The sequence below is a fragment of the Acinetobacter sp. 1542444 genome (assembly GCF_000581835.1).
GTDB classification, from domain to species: Bacteria; Pseudomonadota; Gammaproteobacteria; order Pseudomonadales; family Moraxellaceae; genus Acinetobacter; species Acinetobacter pittii.
Map to the genome: position 1 here is coordinate 660,755 of NZ_JEYA01000002.1, position 20,563 is coordinate 681,317.

Consider the following 20,563-nt stretch of genomic DNA (forward strand, 5'->3'; position numbering starts at 1 on the left):
CACCCATTCAAGCTTAGCCTCTCACTTCATCATCCCTTTTAAAGCTACATTAGCCTTAGCTGAGAAAGGGAGAAATCCATGTATGATGTGATTGTAATTGGTGGTGGGAATGCCGCACTGTGTGCCGCGCTCACGGCAAAAGAAAGCGGCGCTTCTGTGCTTGTCATAGAAGCAGCGCCTAAAGAATGGCGTGGTGGTAACTCACAACACACTCGTAACCTTCGCTGCATGCATGATGCTCCTCAAGACGTATTGGTCGATGCCTATCCTGAAGAAGAATATTGGCAAGATCTACTTAAAGTGACTGCGGGCAAAACCAATGAACATTTAGCCCGTCTGGTCATTCGTAGCACGGCGACTTGCCGCGACTGGATGCGTAAACATGGTGTGAATTTTCAGCCGCCACTATCGGGTGCTTTGCATGTTGCACGTACCAATGCCTTCTTTATGGGTGGCGGTAAAGCCCTCATTAATGCGTACTACCGTAGTGCCCAAGAACTTGGTATTGAGATTTTATACAACACAAAAATTAAAGATCTAAAGTTGAATCAAGGACATTTTGAAGCTGCAATTGCTGAAGATGGACGTGTGTTTAAAGCAAAAAGCTGTGTATTGGCCGCAGGTGGTTTTGAGTCAAATCTTGAATGGTTAAGAGAAGCATGGGGACAAAATGAAAACGGCGAATGGCCTGCCGATAATTTCATTATTCGTGGAACCCGCTTTAATCAAGGCAACTTGCTTAAATTTATGATAGATCAAGGCGCCGATATTATTGGTGACCCATCACAATCGCACTGTGTCGCCGTAGATGCACGCGCACCATTATATGACGGCGGTATTTGTACTCGTATTGACTGTGTTTCATTGGGAATTGTGGTCAATAACAAAGCCGAACGTTTTTACGATGAAGGCGAAGACTTCTGGCCAAAACGTTATGCGATTTGGGGCCGCCTTGTTGCTAAACAACCCCAGCAAATTGCTTATTCGATTATTGATTCAAAAGCCATTGGTCGTTTTATGCCACCTGTATTTGCTGGCGTAAAAGCAAATAGCATTCAAGAACTGGCCGAAAAAATCGGGCTAGATGCCAAAACCTTATGCCATACCGTAGAAGAATTTAATCAAGCCTGTGTGCAAGGCACCTTTAACCATACCGTTTTAGATAACTGCACCACCGAAAATATTGTTCCCAACAAAACCCATTGGGCCGTTCCTCTCGATCAGCCACCTTTCTATGCCTATGCCCTTAAACCCGGCATTACCTTTACCTATTTAGGTTTAAAAGTCAAAGACGATGCTGCTGTGCGTTTTAACAATAAGTCAAGCCGCAACCTGTTTGTCGCAGGTGAAATGATGGCAGGTAACGTACTTGGTCAGGGTTATACCGCAGGCGTTGGTATGTCGATCGGAACGACATTTGGGCGAATTGCCGGAAAAAATGCTGCCCACTATGCACTTTCACAAGGAGTTGAACATGAATGCTAATAGCAAAGCCCTAATACCAGTTGTTCAGCTCTCTGACCATGAGCAAGAAGTCCAAAGAGCCCTACAGATTTGTAATGCTTGTCGCTACTGTGAGTCATTTTGCGCTGTATTTGCGGCCATGACCAAACGCCTTGAGTTTAACCAAGCCGATATTCATTACCTCGCAAACCTCTGCCATAACTGTGGTGCTTGTTTACACGCTTGCCAATATGCCCCACCGCATGAGTTTGGCGTAAACATTCCAAAAGCGATGGCGCAAGTACGTTTAGAAACTTACCAAGAGTTTGCGACCCCTCAGCCTTTAGGTCGACTGTATAAGTCTGTAGGTATTCCTTTTGTTTCGGCTTTAACACTTATTTTCTTTTTTTGCATGTTAGCTGTGGTGTGGTACAAAGGCACCGACCTGTTTGCAGGCTATCAAGGTAATTTCTATGCGATTTTCCCGCATAACTTTTTAGCTCTATTGTTTGGAGCGACCTTTACAGTTGCAATTGTTTTACTCGGCATTGGAATTAGCAAATTCTGGCGACAAACCTCAAAAGTCATTCATGGCAAAGTTGAGAAACCAGACCTAGTTCAAGCCACCCAAAACGTATTAACACTTAAATATTTAGATGGCGGTCATGGTAAAGGCTGTAATGAGCAAGATGACCGTTACACACAAATCCGCCGTGTGTTCCATCACCTAACTTTTTATGGCTTTATGCTCTGCTTCGCAGCTACGGGTGTAGCGACTTTATATCATTATTTTCTTGACCTACATGCACCTTATCCTTACCTAAGCTTGCCTGTGATTTTAGGCACTTTAGGTGGAATTGGCTTAGTTGTCGGGCCTACTGGCTTACTCTATTTAAATCTTAAACGTCATCCGTTGCATGGTGACCGTGAGCAAAAACCTGTAGATCGAGGCTTTATTTTCCTTCTACTTATCGTTAGTGCTTCAGGGCTAGCACTTATGGCATTTCGCAATACCCCTTACATGGCACTTTTACTGATTTTCCATTTAGCCACTGTCATGACTTTCTTTATTACCATGCCATTTGGAAAGTTCGCACATGGTTTTTACCGCAGTGCTTCTTTACTCAAATTTGCTATCGAAGAGCGTATTTCGAAGAAGTCATAATTTCATTCAAAAGTATTCACTATCTTGGCATAGTGAATACTTTTATTATTTTTAAGCTCAAAATATTTCATACCTCACCTACTTTTTACTATTTAAAATTCCTAAGCCATACATCGGCCACTTGGTACTCGCTTTAATATTATTAATGAGCATCGCCACCAAAACCAAAGACACTGCGCCAACCAAAACAGGGAAAATTAAGAAACTCCACTCGTAATGTATGCTGCTTGCAGTGAGTAAAATAACCAAAGGATTAGCTCCAGCAGGTGGATGAATGCATTTAAAAACCTGCATGAGCGCAATGGCACAGCCCACGGAAAAAGCAATTGTAAAAATGGAAACGCCGACAAATTTTAGAAAAAACAAACCTACAAAAGCCGAAATAAGATGTCCAAATATAATATTTCTCGGCTGTGCCAAAGGTGATTGCGACACGGTATAGAGCAATACACAGGTTGCACCAAACGGCGCCATGATAAAGATATTATGTGTGAGCTTACTCAACCACAGAAGTATAAAAATACTGAGCGTCCCCCCAACAAGGCTTCTTAAGACATCAACTTTAGTGGGCGACGGAGCCAGTTTTTCTTTGCCATAAAAGATCGAGAACATGGTTTTATTCCTTAAACAGACATTGCTTTTTAAAAAGCATATAGATAAAATTTCAAATAGTACAGATCTGTACTATTTTATTTTTTGGAAAAGACACATGTCAAAATCTGCCTTAAAAATATTAGATACAGCCGAGAAGTTATTTAATGAAAATAGTTTTGTCGGGGTTGGCGTTGACCTGATTCGCGATGAATCTGGCTGCTCTAAAACCACCATGTACACGTACTATAAAAATAAAAATCAATTGGTTAAGTCTGTGCTCGTTGCACGTGATGAGCGATTCAAGCAAAGCCTTTTGGGCTATGTGGGAGATGCAACAGGGTTAGAGGCCATCAATAAAATTCTGGATTGGCACACTAACTGGTTTAGACAAGATTTTTTTAAGGGCTGTTTATTTGTAAGAGCTGTCGCTGAATCTAACCAAGATGATCAAGACATTATTTCTATTTCTAAAGCCCATAAACAATGGATTAAAGTATTGATTGCACAAAACTGCAATATACCCAATGGTAAAGCTTTATCTGAGCTAATCTATACGGTAATTGAAGGGCTGATTAGCCGCTTTTTAGTCGATGGTTTCGATGAAACACTTGCGACAAACATGAAAAACTCTATTAATCAATTATTTAATATTCATAAACATTAGCATGAGAACTTAAAATGGAAGTGGACCATATTTTTATTTGTGTACAATCAGGCGCTCCCGAAGCTGAAACTTTAAAAAAATTCGGTCTCACAGAAGGTTCATCCAATAAGCATCCGGGTCAAGGTACCGAAAACAGACGATTTTTCTTTAAAAATAGCTTTATCGAATTAATCTTTTTAAATAATCCAGAAGAAGCCTCAAGCGATCTCACCAAACCCACCCTGCTCTTTGAACGACTCAGTGCTCAAGATAATATCGCATCCCCTTTTGGAATTTGCTTTAGACCTAAAAATAAAGATGATAACGGCGTAAAATTTCCTAATTGGGTTTACAAACCAAGCTATTTACCAGCCAGCTTAGAAGTAAATGTTGCCAAAGATGCTGTTGTATCTGAACCGATGTGGTTCTTCCTTTCATTTGCTTCACGACCAGACCTTGCTGTAAAAGACAAACAACAACCACTTGTGCATAGCAAAGATTTATCAGAAATCACCGCGATTAAGGTTTCTATTCCAAACCTTAAGCAGCATCCTACTTCATTACTGTTCAATACACTTGATAATTTTGAAGTCACCGATGGACCGGAGCATTTAATGGAAATTAGTTTTGATCATAAACCTCAAGGAATGATTCATGATTTCAGACCAGAGCTGCCGCTTATTTTTAAATATTAAAACGCTTATTTTCTAATAAAAAACTGTGATTTATTGCAAATCACAGTTTTCATTTAAATTGAATCACATTAAAAACAGCAATAGCTTAAGCAATCTTCCCATCAATAATGCCCTTCTCTTTTAAAGTAGCCAGTTCTTCTGCTGTTTTAAATCTCGATAAGATTTGAGCGGTATGTTCACCCAACTCTGGCGGTGCATGATGATATTCAACTGGAGTATCAGACATTTTGATTGGTGAGCCAATGGTTTGAAAGTTTTCATTTAAACGATGAGGAATATTGACCACCAAATTGCGATGGACGATTTGTGGTTCAGCCAAAGCATCTTCAATAGAGTTGATAACACCTACGGGTACTTTAAGCGCATGAATCATGTCGACCCATTCTTTAGCAGTTTTCTGTAAAAAGTGCTCCGACAATAAAGGAATCAGTTCATTTCGATATTTGACACGGTCTTGATTGCGTACAAACTTTTCATTTTCGAGTAGCTCTGAATAACCAATCGCAATACATAAATCCTTAAACTGTTTATCGTTACCGCAAGCAATAATAAATTCTTTATCTTTAGCCTTAAAAGTTTGATACGGCACAATACTTGGGTGTTGATTGCCCATGCGCTGTGGTACTTTACCCGAAGCTAAATAGTTCATTCCCTGATTTGCCAGTGCCGCGACCTGTACATCAAGGAGTGACATGTCAATATACTGACCGCGTCCCGTGTGCGAACGTGCAATCAAGGCAGCTTGAATGGCAATGGTGGAATATAAACCAGTTTGAATATCTACCACAGCCACGCCAACTTTTTGTGCACCACCGCCTGCCACATCATCAGGCTCGCCAGTAATGCTCATTAAGCCAGACATACCCTGAATAATAAAATCATAACCAGGTTCTTCTGCACGTGGGCCATCTTGCCCAAAACCGGTAATCGAGCAATAAACAATATTTGGGTTCAACTCACTTAATGACGCGTAGTCCAAACCATATTTAGCCAAAGACCCTGTCTTATAATTTTCAATTACCACGTCAGCAGTCTTGGCAATTTCATAAATTAAGGCCTGACCTTCGGGTGTGGTTATGTCTACCACAACCGAATATTTATTGCGGTTGGTACACTGGAAATAACCAGATTCACGGGTCATGTTTCCGTCGTGATCGGGCATCCATGGTGGACCCCACATACGGGTGTCATCACCGACTCGAGGACGTTCAATTTTAATCACTTCCGCGCCAAGGTCTGCCAAGATTTGCCCACACCAAGGCCCAGCAAGCACACGACTTAAATCTAAAACCCGAATTCCTTGTAATGCACCCATAACGATACCCTTATCTTTTTAGAAGGTACTCAACATACCTCCCTGTCATTGTTTATGATTGTCTTTGTGGATCGTACTGACGATCTTTAATAAATAAGCCCGGCAATACACCCGCAACAAAATACGCAGCACCCATCACAATAAAAGCCATAGCAAACGTACCGCCCGATGCCAAGAAACCAATGGTGGCTGGTGCAATCGCAGCCCCGACACGACCAATGTTATAGGCACCGCCAATGGCTGTTCCGCGCACATCGGTTGAAAAACTTTCAGCCATATAAGTCGCGTTCACACCATATGGAATGCCATATAAGAAGCCAAAGGTGATCAATAAATACAAAATATTGTCAGGGGTGTTAAAGAAAATAATGATTGGCAAGAACACGGCGCTGGCTATTGTTCCAAACACAAAAACAGCACGACGGTTAAATTTGTCAGCAAGATAACCCGCTAAAATTTTTCCTAGGATCATTGCTGTATATGAACCCACCATATAACTGGTTAAGTTTTTAAAGTTCATATGCACTTCTGTTTCTAAATAACTTGGCATCCAGTTGTTAATGCCGTAATAACCAAACTGTAAGAAGAATGCTGTGGTCATCCACAACAAAAACATTTTACGGTGCTTAAAATTATTAAAGATTTGTTTGTAGATACTGCCACTTTTCGGCTTTTCAGCCACCACTCTTTCTTTAGGTTGTCTGTTGCCTTGTAAGCTTTCAATTTTGGTGAGCTGCCAAGATTTTGGCTCTGGCACAAAGCGTTGCAGGAAAATATTGACGAAAGCAGGTACTACGGTCAGGAAGAATAAAACGCGCCAGCCATGATCTGGAATAATTGCGCCAGCTAATAACGTCGCAGCAATATAACCTACGGTTTGACCTGTCTGTAATGTACCCAAGACCGTTGTACGGTAAGTAGTCGGTACATATTCAGCCATTAAGGTATTACAAGCCATATAGAGTGCTCCAATACCCAAAGCACCAATAAAACGTAAGGCCATAAATTGTTCGAAGCTTTGCGTAAAGCCCAATAAACAGGTCGCTACCGAAAAGAAAGTCACCGAGTTGGAAATGGTTCGTACACGACCAAACTTGTCACATGCCCAACCACCCAAAATACCGCCAATCCCCATCCCTGCCAAAGAAGCACTACCTAAGGCACCTGCCTGAAAGGTACTTAAACCAAACTCTGCCTTTAAACTGGTCAAGCTATAAGACAACAGCATAATATCAATGCCATCGACCACCATCGCAAAATAGGCAAATAACAACGCCCATTTCCATGTATGAGGGCCAATTCTTTCATATGTTCCAAGGTTGCTTGGAAATGTATTTCTTAATTCTTTCGATATTACTTGAACGTCATTGTTCATCTTTAGTTCCTCATTTTCCCAAATGAGTCATCGATAGCTTACTTATGTTTTCTGCATGACTTAATCTTTTATATTTTCATCATCTTACATTTGGTTTTAAGTACACAGAGGCATATCTTTACATGAGTATCCTTACGATGAATCTTGTCATTATCCATAAATTTTTGAGTAAAAATCCCTAAAGGTGCTCTCGAAAGAACACCTTTATCTTTTAAAAATGAATGAGTTAGTTACTAAATGCGGCTATGCCTGTTTGTGCACGACCTAAAATCAAAGCATGAACATCATGTGTGCCTTCATAGGTATTCACGACTTCAAGGTTAACCAAATGACGTGCTACGCCAAACTCGTCACTAATACCATTTCCACCCATCATGTCGCGCGCCATACGAGCGATATCAAGCGCCTTTCCACAGTTATTACGCTTAATTAAAGATGTCCCTTCAACTGATGCAATACCTTCATCTTTCATACGGCCAAAACGTAAAGCTGCCTGTAAACCCAAAGCAATTTCAGTTTGCATATCTGCCAGTTTCTTTTGAATCAACTGATTTGCAGCCAACGGACGACCAAATTGTTTGCGGTCCATGGTGTATTGATGTGCAGTATGCCAGCAGAACTCGGCAGCACCCATTGCGCCCCATGCAATACCATAACGGGCGCTATTTAGACAGGTAAATGGGCCTTTTAAACCTCGAATTTCAGGGAACGCATTCTCTTCAGGTACAAATACGTTATCCATCACGATTTCACCTGTAATCGATGCACGTAAACCAACCTTGCCATGAATGGCAGGTGCAGATAGACCTTCCCAGCCCTTTTCTAAAATAAAGCCGCGAATATCACCGACATTGCCTTCAGCAGAAACTTCTTTTGCCCAGACTACAAATACATCGGCAATTGGACTATTGGTAATCCACATTTTTGCGCCAGTCAAACGGTAACCACCATCAACTTTTTTAGCACGGGTAATCATACTGCCCGGGTCTGAGCCATGATCAGGTTCTGTCAAACCAAAACAACCAATATATTCACCCGTAGCTAGTTTAGGTAAATACTTTTGCTTTTGCTCTTCGGTACCAAATTCATGAATCGGAACCATGACCAATGAGCTTTGCACGCTCGCCATAGAGCGGTAACCCGAATCGACATATTCAATTTCACGTGCAACCAAACCGTAACTCACATAGTTCAAACCCGCGCCGCCATATTGCTCAGGAATGGTTGGACCCAGTAAGCCTAGCTCTCCCATTTCACGGAAAATAGATGGATCTGTTGTTTCATGACGAAATTGTTCAAGTACACGTGGTTGCAAACGTTCTTGGCAATAGGCGTGAGCAGCATCACGAATCATGCGCTCATCTTCGGTAAGCTGTTGCTCAATTAAAAATGGGTCTTGCCAGTTAAATTGAACTTTTGCTTTTTTTGTTGTCACCATGTGATTCATCGCATCCTCTGCTTGATTTGATCTTCTTTATTTAACTCGATGTTATGCGTGAAAAATGCAGTAATCAAACGATAAATGTTCATGCAGATATGCGACTTACGCATATTTAAAATAAGATGCATTAAATTTAGATATTTTATTCGTTGTATTTCATTAAAAATGGCTTATTTTTATACTAAACTCTGCTCTCTGCATTTAGGTCATATGCCATTTTGAAATATGACGACAAATAAAAGGATTTATTTATGCGAAGAAATATCCCATCCATTCAGGGCCTGATTTGCTTTGAAAGTGCAGCAAAACATCTAAGTTATACCTATGCTGCCCAAGAGTTATGTATTACCCAAAGTGCAGTCTCGCGCCAAATTCAGCAGTTAGAAGATTTCTTGGGCGTTGAACTCTTTATACGTACTCGGCATGGTGTTGAACTCACCATTGCAGGTCAGCAGTATTTTAAAAGCATTAAACCTTACTTGTTAGGACTAGAGAAATGTACAGCCGATGTGATTTCTCATAAAGGTTTAGGTGGCACACTAAAGTTAGGTGTAGTACCTACCTTTGCAACGCGCTGGTTGTTACCCAAGCTCCATCTTTTAAATCAAAAACACCCTGAAATTACGGTTCACTTAGAAACCAGTACCAAGCCCTTTTTATTTAATGACAATATTTTTGACGCTGCTATTTTTGCAGGTACGCAGCAGCAAATTGATCACTGGCCCGGCATACAAGCACATTATTTAATGGATGAAGAAATTGTACCCGTGTGCTCGCCGAGACTCATCGAAAAGTATTTTCCAGATGCAGTCATGATCAATGAAAATACCTATGATTTAAGCTCTGAAGATTTACTGAAAATTCCTCTACTGCAACAAACCACTCGACCTAGTATTTGGCAAGAATGGTTTCTGACCCATCAGATGCAGCACCCGAAACCTTTTGATGGACAGCGCCATGAGTTATTTTCAATGCTTGCTGTTGCTGCTAGCCATGACATGGGAATGGCTCTAATTCCACAAATGTTGATTGAGTCTGAACTACAAAAAAAGGAACTGGTGATTGTTTCTAATAAAAAACTAAAAGGTAGCCGAAAATACTATCTCATTCACTCAAGCCAAGACATCTCACCGACTATTCAAAAATTTGTTGAGTGGATTTACCAAGAACTAGAACAACTAAAAAGTAATACAAATTAGCTGAGCCACTTTGTGCGATCTATACGCATAAAAAAAGATTGTGATTGATAAGATCACAACCTTTTAGTTAAGCATAAATAACTTTGAAATTAATGACTCATTAATTGAATATCTGAACCGCTACGTTTCGGGTCAATCAAGATTTTGGCATGCTGTTCAGGATCACGTAATGCTTCAAATGCACTCGTAACCCCTTCTAGGCCAACAACACCGGTAATGAGCGGTGAGCAATTCACTTTACCTTCTGCAATCATGTGTAGCGCATCTCGAAACTCAAGCGGTGTATAGCCCAATACGAACTGAATTTCTAACTCTTTATTAATTGCAAGTGCGGGTTCGATTTTGTCACTTTGCATGCATACCCCCACCCCGACGATTCGGGAAAATAAAGGTGCACCTTCAATAATCTGCTGTAAAACACCCGGTACGCCCACGCACTCAAAAATAACAGGACGTTTTGGCAGAGCACCTAACTTATCAATCATGCGCCATCCATGCCACCACGGTAAGCGTGTCGCTTGCAACTTATCAAACAGCCCCATGCCCATGTTAATGGCATCAGAAACATTGCCAAGCAAACCAAACTCTTTCCAGTTAGCAAATGGTGACGTCTCTTTAGGGTCTACCACAATATCTGCACCGCATTGCTCGGCAAGCTTACGGCGGTTTGGTGAAAAGTCGCTAGCAACTACAGTTTTAACCCCAGCTGCTTTAAGCATTAATATGACACCTAGCCCAACAGGGCCACAGCCAATCACAATCGCAGGTTCACCAGTTTTTACACGACTACGGCGAACAGCATGCAATGCAACCGCCATAGGTTCAGTCATGGCAGCACTATCTGCATCTAGACCGTTAGGTACTTCAAACATCAAGCTCGACTGAGCCAGCACTTGCTCTGCATAGCCACCAGATGCATTTGGAGAAAGCCCTGTAGACAAATAACCATGCTGATCTACATTTAAAAGCGGCATTGCACAAACAAGTGTATCGGCTTTAAATTTGTGACGTGTTTTTGGGCCATAGTCTAAAACCTTGCCGCAAAACTCATGTCCCAATACAAATGGGTCTGTAGACTTCGCTAAACCATTAAACCCGACACGTGCAGCCAAATCATGCATGTGGTCGCAGTGATGCTGCATATGTAAATCTGAACCACAGATCCCGCATCGCACCACTTCCAATAAAACTTGCCCTTTTGCAGGCGTTAATTTCGGTTGGTCCACCACTTGTAGTTTTGCTTGATGACAAAGTACCGACTTCATTTGAGCGCTTCCTATTTCTTCTTTTTCATTTACTTGCTAGAAATAGATTTCTACAGATAAATTAATCGCTTTATCAGTTTGGTCTTTAGCAAGCCTTTATTCATCTTTACAAGTAAAAGGCAAAATACCAATGACCATTCTTCAGCCAATCCACTCTTGAAGAGTCAACTAAACAGGCTCAGCGAAATTAAAAACAATAAAAATCTTGGTGCTCGTATCTTACACAGACTGAGTTATCTTCTTAGGCCAGAACAATGTCATCAAAATTAAAACTTATACAAATATAGTAAGTTCAAAAAACTCAACTCAACGCTTTTCACAAAAACATAGCAAATCCAAACTTTTATCAGCGCAACTAAACAGGCATGATGAATTAATAGCAACAGATAAGAAGAAGTCTATGATTACAAAAACGCTCCCGCTTACAGATATACACCGTCATCTTGATGGCAACATCCGCATTCAAACCATTTTAGAATTGGGCCAACAATACAATTTAGATTTACCTGCTTACGACATTGAATCTTTACGACCCCACGTACAAGTGATGGATAACCAACCAGACTTATTAAGTTTTTTATCTAAGCTCGATTGGGGTGTAAAAGTATTAGCGAGCCTAGATGCCTGCAAACGTATTGCTTTTGAAAACATGCAGGATGCAGCACAGCAAGGTCTAGACTATGTAGAACTACGTTTTTCACCTGGTTACATGGGTATGACCCATCAACTTCCACTTGAAGGCGTAGTTGAAGCTGTGATTGCTGGAGTAAAAGAAGGCAGCCAAGCGTACGGAGTAAAAGCGAATTTAATTGGCATTATGAGTCGTACTTTTGGCCAAGAAGCCTGTGAAAAAGAATTAAATGCCCTGCTTGCCCATAAAAATGATATTAAAGCACTAGATCTTGCTGGAGATGAGCTTGGTTTTCCGGGCAATTTATTTATTGATCACTTTAAAAAAGCACGTGATGCAGGTTGGCACATTACGGTACATGCAGGTGAAGCTGCTGGCCCAGAAAGTATTTGGCAAGCTATTGAAGAATTAGGTGCCGAACGAATTGGACATGGCGTTAAAGCAGTTCAAGATTTAAAACTTTTAGATTATTTGGCAAAACACCAGATTGGTATTGAATCTTGCCTCACCTCAAATATTCAAACCAACACAGTACCGTCTTTAGCAGAACACCCATTAAAGACTTTTTTAGAACATGGTGTGCTTGCCACCATTAATACAGATGACCCAGCGGTAGAAGGCATTGAGATACAACATGAATATTTAACTGCCGCCCCATTAGCAGGTTTAAGCCCTGAGCAAATTTATACAGCTCAAGAAAACGGCCTAAAAATCGCATTTCTATCAGATCAAGAAAAAGATGAGTTAAGGCAGAAATATCAATAACAGAGAACAGAGAACAGAGAACAGAGAACAGAGAACAGAGAACAGAGAACAGAGAACAGAGAACAGAGAACAGAGAACAGAGAACAGAGAACAGAGAACAGAGCTTATATAAATAAGTTCAAATATTGGAGTGTGTATGAATTAAAATTTAAATATATAAAAACAAAAAATTCCTTCTACCTGTAAGACTAGAAGAAATTCTTTTCAATATTTGGGATATTTTCAAAGCTTGAACGATTTTAAATATGGTCGGAGCAGTAGGATTCGAACCTACGACCCCCTGGTCCCAAACCAGGTGCACTACCAGGCTGTGCTATGCTCCGAAATTGGGGTGAATGACGGGATTCGAACCCGCGACAACTGGAATCACAATCCAGGGCTCTACCAACTGAGCTACATCCACCATCAAATAAGTTCTATGTACCAAGCTACCAAATGGCGCGCCTGACAGGATTCGAACCTGTGACCATCCGCTTAGAAGGCGGATGCTCTATCCAACTGAGCTACAGGCGCTTAACCGATGATGCTTATCATGCGATACTTCGCCGATCTTAAAATATTATTTTAAGTGGTCGGAGCAGTAGGATTCGAACCTACGACCCCCTGGTCCCAAACCAGGTGCACTACCAGGCTGTGCTATGCTCCGATCTATCTCAGCTTTTGCTGTATCGCACATCGTGCGGTACGGTGTGCATTCTAGGCGCGACGCCCTCAGACGTCAACACCTATTCTCAAAAAAAGTTAAAAATCCTTATCAAATGTATATTTAACAAGCATTTTGAGGTTTTTTAACGTTTTAACGATGCACTAAAGGCTAACATTCGATCTAAAGGCATTTTGGCACGTTCAGCAAGCGCTGGATCAACGTATATTTCCTGATCACCTTTTTGTAAAACTTCTAAAATTCCGTCAAGTTCATTCATTGCCATCCAAGGACAGTGGGCACATGAACGACAAGTTGCCCCCTCACCCGCTGTTGGCGCTTCAACTAAAATCTTATTCGGTACAGCTTGCTGCATTTTGTAGAAAATACCGCGGTCTGTTGCCACAATGAGTCTTTCGTTTGGCAAAGTCTGCGCAGCTTTAATGAGTTGCGACGTACTACCTACCGCGTCTGCAATTTCTACAACTGACTCTGGTGACTCAGGATGTACCAATACAGCAGCGTCTGGATACAGTGCTTTCATGTTGGCAATACCACGCGCACGGAATTCTTCATGCACAATACATGCGCCATCCCAAAGCAACATATCTGCACCAGTTTTCTTCTGAATATAGCGACCTAAGTGCTGATCTGGTGCCCAAATAATTTTTTCACCTAAGCTGTCTAGATGCTCAACAATTTCAACCGCACAGCTTGATGTCACGACCCAATCTGCACGTGCTTTAACAGCAGCCGATGTATTAGCATAAACAACTACGGTATGGTCAGGGTGCTGATCACAAAATGCCGTGAACTCATCAACTGGGCAACCCAAGTCGAGTGAACAGGTTGCTTCAAGTGTCGGCATTAAAATTGTTTTTTCAGGAGACAGGATTTTTGCTGTTTCTCCCATAAACTTAACACCAGCCACAACCAGTGTAGAGGCTGCATGATCTCGTCCAAAACGGGCCATTTCTAAAGAGTCAGAAACGCATCCACCTGTTTTTTCGGCAAGTTCTTGTACTTCAGGGTCGCAATAGTAATGAGCAACAAGGACAGCATCACGTTTTTTGAGCTCTGCTTCGATCTGCGCAAACTTTTGTTGTTTTGCTTCTTCACTTAAGCGATTGTCTTTTGGCTCACCTAAACGGTCTAAATGCGCTTGTACAATGTTTTTTGCATCGTTGGCAATTAAAGTCGCATCACTCATAAAACGTCTTCTCTATCCTTCATGCTGGCATACCTGCTCGCATATAACGTTACTGCTTAAATGATTTACGGATTGAATCATTTAATATCAAAAGATGGGGCTAATAAAAAAGCCTCTTTGTCGAGGCTTGATTATAACTGATATTTAAGAACGGTAATCAGCATTAATTTTGACATAGTCGTAAGATAAGTCACACGTATATACCGTGTCTTTGGCCTGACCACGTCCTAAATCAACACGAATGGTAATTTCGGTTTGTGCCATAACGCGCGCACCCGCTTCTTCGGTATAGTCCTCAGCTGCGCCACCATCTTTACAGATTTGTACATCGTCTAACCACACTTGAATTTTAGACACGTCTAAGTCTTTAACGCCTGCATAGCCAATCGCAGCTAAAATACGTCCCCAGTTGGGGTCCGATGCAAAAAGTGCAGTTTTGACAAGTGGTGAATGCGCAATGCTATATGCAATGTCACAACATTCTTGAGTATTTGCGCCGCCTTCTACAGCAACAGTAATAAATTTCGTCGCACCTTCACCATCACGGACAATTAACTGGGCTAAACGATTCATTACACGAGCAAGTACTTCTAAAACTTTAGTGTAGCGTGCATCGTTGTCTGATGTGATTTCAGCACCACCCGCCTGACCTGTTGCTACGAAAATACAAGAGTCATTTGTTGAGGTATCGCCATCAATCGTAATACGGTTAAATGAATGCTCAACTGTTGTCTTTAATAGCTTTTGTACTAAATCACGGCTAATAGGTGCATCTGTTGCCACAAAGCTCAACATGGTTGCCATGTTCGGGCGAATCATTCCGGCGCCTTTACTAATACCTGTCATGGTATAAGCAATGCCATCAAGTTCAAATTGTTCAGATGCGCCTTTAGGCACAGTATCTGTTGTCATAATGCCAGTTGCAGCATCATTCCAAGCAGCATCTTGTACACTATTTAATGCAGGCTGAAGACCAGCAAGTAAGCGCTCCATCGGAAGCTGCTCACCAATCACACCTGTAGAAAATGGAAGCACTTCAAAACTATTAACGCCAGCAAGCTCCGCTAACTTTGCACAAGTATCCTGAGCGTTTTTCAAACCTGTAGGCCCGGTACCTGCATTGGCATTACCCGTGTTAATTACTAAATAGCGAGGATTACCTTCGGCAAGATGAGCTTTAGAGACATGAACAGGTGCTGCACAGAATGCATTTTGAGTAAATACACCAGCAACATTTGAGCCTTCTACAAACTCAAAAATGACTAAATCTCGTCGGTTTTGGTAACGTACATATGCTTCTGTTGAGCCAATTTTTACACCTTTTACCACATGCATTTGTGGCATTGTTACGTCACCGACAGCCATTTTTAGAACATCCAAAGTTTGTTGAATAAGATCAATATTTCAAAAAAAGCGATGCAATAAAGCACCGACCTTATGAAATATCATTGTGAACAGCTTAGTAGAAAAGTCTAAAAAAATCGAGCGCAAAAACGGCTCATTGTTGCTCTAGTTTTAATAAAATATCTTTCTTATCAAGCCCACCAGCAAAACCAACTAAAGCTCCACCCGCACCAATGACTCGGTGACAAGGTGCAATAATGGAAATCGGGTTTTTGCCATTTGCCGCGCCCACTGCTCTCACCGCTTTTTCATTGCCAATTTGAAGTGCAATATCTTTATAACTTCTTGTTTCCCCATAAGGGATGGTCAGTAAAGCAGCCCAGACCTGCTTTTGAAATGCGGTCCCTTCAAAATCTAATGGCAAGGTGAACTCACGGCGTTTACCTTCAAAATATTCTACTAATTGTTGTTCGGTCTTTAATAATACTGGATGTTCAGTTTGTTCGACCAGCTCAGCCAGTCGAACACGTTTTGGATTTTCATTGTCCCAGAGTACTGCCACCAAAGCATTTTCATTCGCAACTAGCTTTAATTGCCCAACAGGCGAATTGATATACTTATAAGACAGCAACATAGTTTTATTCTCTTAAGACGGCGATGAAATTTTCATTAAAACCAAACCTGACACAATTAATACAGCGGCAATCATTCGCATAGCTCCAATAGGTTCATGAAGAAAAAATATACCTACAAGAAATGACCCAATTGCGCCAATGCCTGTCCAAACCGTATAGGCAGTGCCAAGCGGTAAAGTTTTCATTGATATTGAAAGCAGAACTACACTCAAAATCATAAAAACTACGGTAATAACACTAGGGGTTAAACGTGTAAAACCTTCGGACATTTTCATAGAATATGCCCAAATGATTTCAAATACACCTGCTAAAATTAAAATAGCCCAAGCCATAACATTCACTAATTTTTATAGCGTCAGGTCGTCCCGACATGATGTCCCATTATGGGGGAGGTCGTTCCTCCTTTATGTGAGGACTCAGTTTACTTTAAAATAAAAAATGAAGGCAAACCCTGACACAGGCTTGCCTCTATCAGAAAATATTATTCATTTTTTAACTGTAAAATTTTTCGTGCACTATTTAAAACAAACAAAACAATAATCAATCCAATCATTAAATCAGGATAACGCGAACCTGTAATGGCAACCAATATTCCCGCGACAATGACACCCAAGTTGACGATGACATCATTTGCAGAAAAGATATAACTCGCCTTCATGTGTGCCCCGCTCTCCTTATGGTCTCTCATTAAATAAAGACAACTAATGTTGGCCGCAAGAGCTAATCCGCCAATTAAAATCATGAGAATTGAAACGGGTTCACTACCGTAAATAAAACGGCGAAGTACATCAACTAACACAATCATGGCTAAGCCAAACTGCAACCACCCCGAAAGATGCGCAGCCTTTAATTGTGCATTTAGATTTTTACCCACCACAAATAAAGCAATGCCATAAATTGCAGCATCGGCAAACATATCGAGCGAATCAGCGATTAACCCTGTCGATGAAGCAATAATGCCTGCCATCAACTCAATAACAAACATGATCCCATTAATCAGTAACAACCATTGTAAAACTTGTTTTTGTGTTGCATTGGTTGAGGAACCAGCTCGAACCTTTTTAGGTTTTTCAACAGGTTCATAATGTGGCTGTGTTTGTTGTAGCTCGGCTCCTAGTCCTAAACGCTGTAAACTTTGAGTAATCCTTTCAGCTTGAAGACTGTGATAAATCGCTAAATGGCGTGCAGGCAAATCAAAATGAAGTTCTTGGATATCGTCAGTGTAAGAGGCTAAAGCCATCCGCACCATTTGCTCTTCGGCTGCACAGTCCATGCGAGGAATATGGTAATAACTTACCCACTGGCTCTTTTTAACCACAGGTTCACTAGGCGTGAAACACTCCTGAGACGACATGCTTGAGCATTCGCAGTTAGAGCTATTTTTACTTAAATGTATTTGATTCTCTTGTTTTTCTAAAGCCATCTTTGCACCATAACTGACACAAAAAACAATGCCATTAGTATAAACCAATGGCATATGTTTAAGCTTACTTTTTGTTCGGCAATTAGAATTTTAGTGTTAACCCAGCTCCATAATACCAACCATGTTCGGAGTCGGTTCCTGTTTGCCAAGCAGTTTGTTTTAAACCTTTTTCATAACCATAACCGACGTCAACAAATGGCATGACCTTTTTGTTGATTTCATAACGGGTTTGAAAGCCAACTTGTAAACTAGATAGCCCTGTTTTATTGGCATAGCGAGATTCATCTTGCAAAACAACATCTGCTTTTAAATAAGGTTTACCAATTAACTTTTGGGTAAAGAGCAAGTCCCTTTCCGTTTCTAAACTTAACTTCCATAGCTGGTCTTCACCTGCATAAAGATATGCATCGGTTTCAAAAAAGTATGGTGCCATGCCATGTAAACCCACAACACCAGCCCAACGATCTTGCTTTTCATCTTCCCGTTGCAAACGCTCGTAGTTTACCCCAACCTGTACATCCCAATAGTCAGCTACATTTCGACTATAAAGTACTGAACTGCCGTAATTAGCATCTTCTGACTCTGCTTTATCCACATGGGCTTTAATGAACAATTTATTTTCATCCGTTCCCACCCAAGTTTCTAATTCAGAAGAAAAACTACCTTCTCCTTCTTCATTTTGAGTCCAGCTAGTATCAATTTTTGTTGCTTGATAAACCTGTCCACCATGTTCACGTAAATGATCATGAGTTAAAGGCTCTTGAGCAAAAGTAAATACTGATATGCTCGAGAAAGCACCGCAATATAACATTTGAGAAAATAACTTAGTGATGCGCATGACTAGCTCCTTTCTCATTTTCAGATTGAACAGGTGATTGAGCTTGAGCAGGTTGTTGTCCATCATTCACTTGAGCCACAATCAACTTATTCATCATTCCAGCACTCATGTGATAAAGCAGATGGCAATGAATCGCCCATTCGCCTAAGGCATCAGCTGTCAATAACGCAGTAACGGTTTTTCCTGGTGGAACAATAAGAGTATGTTTATTTGGTAAGTTTTCAGCTTGTTGGCCATTTTCTAATTGCATAAACATCCCATGTAAATGCATTGGGTGGGCCATCATGCTGTCATTCACAAACTTCAAGCGAATACGTTCGCCATACTTAACTTGTAATGGCTCAGCTTCGCTAAATTTTTTGCCATTAATGGTCCAGATATAACGCTCCATGTTGCCACCTAAACGAATAACAAGCTCTCGTTCTGGTACACGCGTGTCCGGCTGAGGTGTTAAAGATTGCAAATCACTATATTGCAGTGCTTTCATCCCCGCTGGTGTTGAAGCATTTGCCCAGCCATAAACGGGTTCATCCTTTTTAGGCTTATTCTCAGATTGCGCAGGCATCTCATGATTCATATTCATCATAGCGTGGTCATGCTCGCTAGCTGACATTGCCTGCATATCATGCTTCATTTCAGGCATCGCTGACATGTCATGCTTCATTTGCATCATGGAATGATCATGTTCGCTAGATGATTTATTTTTCATGTCATGATCCATATTCATCATTGTAGAATCATGATTAGCATGGTTCGCTTCTTTTTTCATTTCAGGCATAGCCGACATGTCATGTTGCATGTTCATTTGATGGCCAGCATGTTCATCACTTGCCCCATTGCCATGACTCATGCCCATATCATCCATAGTTAACAAAGCGCGTGGACGTGGCTGTGGCATTTGAATTGGCCCTACAGCCTGCGCATTTTCATTGTGCAAAGTTCCAATGGCAAAACCACTGCGGTCAATAGACTCTGCTTCAATCTGATAATTTGATTGCGTAGGTTCTACAATGACATCGTAGGTTTCGGCTGTACCGATACGAAACTCGTCAATTGCAACTGGCTTAACTGGCTGCCCGTCTGCACTCACAACAGTCATTTTCAAATTTGGAATTCTGACATCAAAAAATGACATCGCTGATGCATTAATAAATCGTAATCGAACCTTATCACTAGCTTTAAAGTTAGCTGTCCAGTTTTGCTGCGGTGTTTTGCCGTTGACTAAGAAGGTATAGCCCGTCACATCAGACATATCGGTTTTTAACATCCGCATCTGATTCCACATCGAACGATCTTGCCAAGTTGCTTTTAAGCCTTGTGTTTTAACTTGCTTCAAAACATCAGATACGGTTTCACGGCGGTTTTGATAATACTCAGCAGATTTCTTCAAATTCTTCATAATGCTATCGCTAGAAGAATTATGAAAATCTGAAAGCATCACCACATAATCACGATCCGTTTTTTCATGAGCAGCAACAGGTATTTTCCCTTTCGGGTAAATCACAAGTGGCCCATATAAACCATCTTGCTCTTGCCCTTTGCTATGGGCGTGATACCAATATGTACCGTTTTGTTTCACCTTAAAGCGGTAAACAAAATCTCCGTTTGGCGCAATTCCTTTGAAATTATTAAAACCAGGTACGCCATCCATTAACCCTGGTAGTAACAATCCATGCCAATGCAAAGACGTATCTTGATTCTTTAATTGGTTATGAACATGAATAACAGCCTCATCCCCCTCCTCAAACTCAAGGAGTGGTGCTGTAAATTTTCCATTTACGGTAATTCGTTTAAGGGGTTTGCCCGTAACATTGACCTGTTGTTCATTAATATTAAGGTGATATTCCTTAATTGCTGCGAGTGACCATGGTGAAACCAATAGTCCAAATACAGCGACTAAGCTGCTAATTGTTTTATGAGACATTGCTGTGATCCTTTT

General features: G+C 41.0%; 18 protein-coding genes and 4 tRNA genes. 6 read left to right on the plus strand and 16 right to left on the minus strand.

Going from position 1 to position 20,563, the window contains the following annotated elements; all coding sequences use genetic code 11:
* The first annotated feature begins 78 nt into the window (after window positions 1-78).
* Both tcuA and tcuB read left to right on the plus strand, forming a co-directional pair.
* Window positions 79-1,485 carry an FAD-dependent tricarballylate dehydrogenase TcuA gene (tcuA, locus tag J580_RS12030; protein ID WP_032004325.1) on the plus strand — a complete coding sequence of 469 codons (1,407 nt, stop codon included), beginning with the start codon at window positions 79-81 and terminating at the stop codon, window positions 1,483-1,485.
* Entirely contained in the window at window positions 1,475-2,608 is a 1,134-nt protein-coding gene (gene tcuB / locus J580_RS12035) for a tricarballylate utilization 4Fe-4S protein TcuB (RefSeq protein ID WP_032004326.1), read from the plus strand. Before tcuA ends, tcuB begins: the two co-directional genes overlap by 11 nt.
* Before the next feature lie 78 nt (window positions 2,609-2,686).
* Here tcuB and J580_RS12040 read toward each other — a convergent pair whose 3' ends face one another.
* On the minus strand, window positions 2,687-3,220 hold the full coding sequence (locus J580_RS12040; RefSeq protein WP_032004328.1) for an HPP family protein: 534 nt from the start codon (window positions 3,218-3,220) through the stop codon (window positions 2,687-2,689).
* A gap of 97 nt (window positions 3,221-3,317) precedes the next feature.
* Here J580_RS12040 and J580_RS12045 point away from each other — a divergent pair, with 97 nt between their 5' ends.
* Window positions 3,318-3,866 carry a TetR/AcrR family transcriptional regulator gene (locus J580_RS12045; protein WP_032004329.1) on the plus strand — a complete coding sequence of 183 codons (549 nt, stop codon included), beginning with the start codon at window positions 3,318-3,320 and terminating at the stop codon, window positions 3,864-3,866.
* A 14-nt stretch (window positions 3,867-3,880) separates the two neighbouring features.
* Window positions 3,881-4,540, plus strand: coding sequence for a VOC family protein (locus tag J580_RS12050; RefSeq protein ID WP_032004330.1), 660 nt, complete (start codon window positions 3,881-3,883; stop codon window positions 4,538-4,540).
* Window positions 4,541-4,625: 85 nt separating this feature from the next.
* On the opposite strand, the gene J580_RS12055 is transcribed toward J580_RS12050, so the two are convergent.
* From J580_RS12055 to J580_RS12065, 3 genes are all read right to left on the minus strand, one after another.
* Window positions 4,626-5,855 carry a CaiB/BaiF CoA transferase family protein gene (locus J580_RS12055; protein ID WP_032004331.1) on the minus strand — a complete coding sequence of 410 codons (1,230 nt, stop codon included), beginning with the start codon at window positions 5,853-5,855 and terminating at the stop codon, window positions 4,626-4,628.
* A 52-nt stretch (window positions 5,856-5,907) separates the two neighbouring features.
* A complete protein-coding gene (locus J580_RS12060) occupies window positions 5,908-7,230 on the minus strand; it encodes an MFS transporter (protein WP_032004332.1) in 1,323 nt (440 codons plus the stop codon).
* Between the two features lie 226 nt (window positions 7,231-7,456).
* The gene (locus J580_RS12065; protein WP_005111988.1) at window positions 7,457-8,677 is read right to left on the minus strand and encodes an acyl-CoA dehydrogenase; all 1,221 of its coding nucleotides are present in this window, start codon (window positions 8,675-8,677) and stop codon (window positions 7,457-7,459) included.
* Window positions 8,678-8,922: 245 nt separating this feature from the next.
* Between J580_RS12065 and J580_RS12070 the strand changes: the two genes are divergently transcribed.
* Window positions 8,923-9,870: a LysR substrate-binding domain-containing protein gene (locus J580_RS12070; protein WP_032004333.1), complete on the plus strand. Its 948-nt coding sequence runs from the start codon at window positions 8,923-8,925 to the stop codon at window positions 9,868-9,870.
* Window positions 9,871-9,959: 89 nt separating this feature from the next.
* Here J580_RS12070 and J580_RS12075 read toward each other — a convergent pair whose 3' ends face one another.
* Window positions 9,960-11,135: a zinc-binding dehydrogenase gene (locus tag J580_RS12075; RefSeq protein WP_032004334.1), complete on the minus strand. Its 1,176-nt coding sequence runs from the start codon at window positions 11,133-11,135 to the stop codon at window positions 9,960-9,962.
* Between the two features lie 400 nt (window positions 11,136-11,535).
* On the opposite strand from J580_RS12075, the gene add reads away from it, so the two are divergent.
* Window positions 11,536-12,531 carry an adenosine deaminase gene (gene add / locus J580_RS12080; protein WP_032004335.1) on the plus strand — a complete coding sequence of 332 codons (996 nt, stop codon included), beginning with the start codon at window positions 11,536-11,538 and terminating at the stop codon, window positions 12,529-12,531.
* A gap of 246 nt (window positions 12,532-12,777) precedes the next feature.
* Here add and J580_RS12085 read toward each other — a convergent pair.
* The 11 genes from J580_RS12085 to J580_RS12135 all read right to left on the minus strand — a co-directional run bounded on the left by J580_RS12085 (window position 12,778) and on the right by J580_RS12135 (window position 20,548).
* Window positions 12,778-12,854: transfer RNA gene (locus tag J580_RS12085), tRNA-Pro, on the minus strand.
* 4 nt (window positions 12,855-12,858) lie between these two features.
* Window positions 12,859-12,934: transfer RNA gene (locus J580_RS12090), tRNA-His, on the minus strand.
* Window positions 12,935-12,967: 33 nt separating this feature from the next.
* Window positions 12,968-13,044 (minus strand) — tRNA-Arg (locus tag J580_RS12095).
* Window positions 13,045-13,100: 56 nt separating this feature from the next.
* Window positions 13,101-13,177, minus strand: a tRNA-Pro gene (locus tag J580_RS12100).
* Between the two features lie 142 nt (window positions 13,178-13,319).
* Entirely contained in the window at window positions 13,320-14,384 is a 1,065-nt protein-coding gene (nadA, locus tag J580_RS12105; protein ID WP_032004336.1) for a quinolinate synthase NadA, read from the minus strand.
* 144 nt (window positions 14,385-14,528) lie between these two features.
* Window positions 14,529-15,749, minus strand: a complete 1,221-nt coding sequence (gene argJ / locus J580_RS12110; protein WP_032004337.1) for a bifunctional glutamate N-acetyltransferase/amino-acid acetyltransferase ArgJ — start codon at window positions 15,747-15,749, stop codon at window positions 14,529-14,531.
* Between the two features lie 133 nt (window positions 15,750-15,882).
* Window positions 15,883-16,362: a methylated-DNA--[protein]-cysteine S-methyltransferase gene (locus tag J580_RS12115; protein WP_032004338.1), complete on the minus strand. Its 480-nt coding sequence runs from the start codon at window positions 16,360-16,362 to the stop codon at window positions 15,883-15,885.
* A gap of 12 nt (window positions 16,363-16,374) precedes the next feature.
* Window positions 16,375-16,695 (minus strand): DMT family transporter, encoded by a 321-nt coding sequence (locus tag J580_RS12120; protein ID WP_002115842.1) that lies wholly within the window; start codon window positions 16,693-16,695, stop codon window positions 16,375-16,377.
* A gap of 149 nt (window positions 16,696-16,844) precedes the next feature.
* Window positions 16,845-17,840, minus strand: coding sequence for a cation transporter (locus J580_RS12125; protein ID WP_032004339.1), 996 nt, complete (start codon window positions 17,838-17,840; stop codon window positions 16,845-16,847).
* Between the two features lie 28 nt (window positions 17,841-17,868).
* A complete protein-coding gene (locus J580_RS12130; protein ID WP_032004340.1) occupies window positions 17,869-18,624 on the minus strand; it encodes a copper resistance protein B in 756 nt (251 codons plus the stop codon).
* Window positions 18,611-20,548, minus strand: a complete 1,938-nt coding sequence (locus J580_RS12135; RefSeq protein WP_032004341.1) for a copper resistance system multicopper oxidase — start codon at window positions 20,546-20,548, stop codon at window positions 18,611-18,613. Before J580_RS12135 ends, J580_RS12130 begins: the two co-directional genes overlap by 14 nt.
* Window positions 20,549-20,563: the final 15 nt, after the last annotated feature.

Bases quoted from the DNA above. Each gene is read 5' to 3' on its own strand.
- tcuA (WP_032004325.1), top strand. From the start codon at position 79: ATGTATGATGTGATTGTAATTGGTGGTGGGAATGCCGCACTGTGTGCC.
- tcuB (WP_032004326.1), top strand. From the start codon at position 1,475: ATGAATGCTAATAGCAAAGCCCTAATACCAGTTGTTCAGCTCTCTGAC.
- J580_RS12040 (WP_032004328.1), bottom strand. From the start codon at position 3,220: ATGTTCTCGATCTTTTATGGCAAAGAAAAACTGGCTCCGTCGCCCACT.
- J580_RS12045 (WP_032004329.1), top strand. From the start codon at position 3,318: ATGTCAAAATCTGCCTTAAAAATATTAGATACAGCCGAGAAGTTATTT.
- J580_RS12050 (WP_032004330.1), top strand. From the start codon at position 3,881: ATGGAAGTGGACCATATTTTTATTTGTGTACAATCAGGCGCTCCCGAA.
- J580_RS12055 (WP_032004331.1), bottom strand. From the start codon at position 5,855: ATGGGTGCATTACAAGGAATTCGGGTTTTAGATTTAAGTCGTGTGCTT.
- J580_RS12060 (WP_032004332.1), bottom strand. From the start codon at position 7,230: ATGAACAATGACGTTCAAGTAATATCGAAAGAATTAAGAAATACATTT.
- J580_RS12065 (WP_005111988.1), bottom strand. From the start codon at position 8,677: ATGAATCACATGGTGACAACAAAAAAAGCAAAAGTTCAATTTAACTGG.
- J580_RS12070 (WP_032004333.1), top strand. From the start codon at position 8,923: ATGCGAAGAAATATCCCATCCATTCAGGGCCTGATTTGCTTTGAAAGT.
- J580_RS12075 (WP_032004334.1), bottom strand. From the start codon at position 11,135: ATGAAGTCGGTACTTTGTCATCAAGCAAAACTACAAGTGGTGGACCAA.
- add (WP_032004335.1), top strand. From the start codon at position 11,536: ATGATTACAAAAACGCTCCCGCTTACAGATATACACCGTCATCTTGAT.
- nadA (WP_032004336.1), bottom strand. From the start codon at position 14,384: ATGAGTGATGCGACTTTAATTGCCAACGATGCAAAAAACATTGTACAA.
- argJ (WP_032004337.1), bottom strand. From the start codon at position 15,749: ATGGCTGTCGGTGACGTAACAATGCCACAAATGCATGTGGTAAAAGGT.
- J580_RS12115 (WP_032004338.1), bottom strand. From the start codon at position 16,362: ATGTTGCTGTCTTATAAGTATATCAATTCGCCTGTTGGGCAATTAAAG.
- J580_RS12120 (WP_002115842.1), bottom strand. From the start codon at position 16,695: ATGGCTTGGGCTATTTTAATTTTAGCAGGTGTATTTGAAATCATTTGG.
- J580_RS12125 (WP_032004339.1), bottom strand. From the start codon at position 17,840: ATGCCATTGGTTTATACTAATGGCATTGTTTTTTGTGTCAGTTATGGT.
- J580_RS12130 (WP_032004340.1), bottom strand. From the start codon at position 18,624: ATGCGCATCACTAAGTTATTTTCTCAAATGTTATATTGCGGTGCTTTC.
- J580_RS12135 (WP_032004341.1), bottom strand. From the start codon at position 20,548: ATGTCTCATAAAACAATTAGCAGCTTAGTCGCTGTATTTGGACTATTG.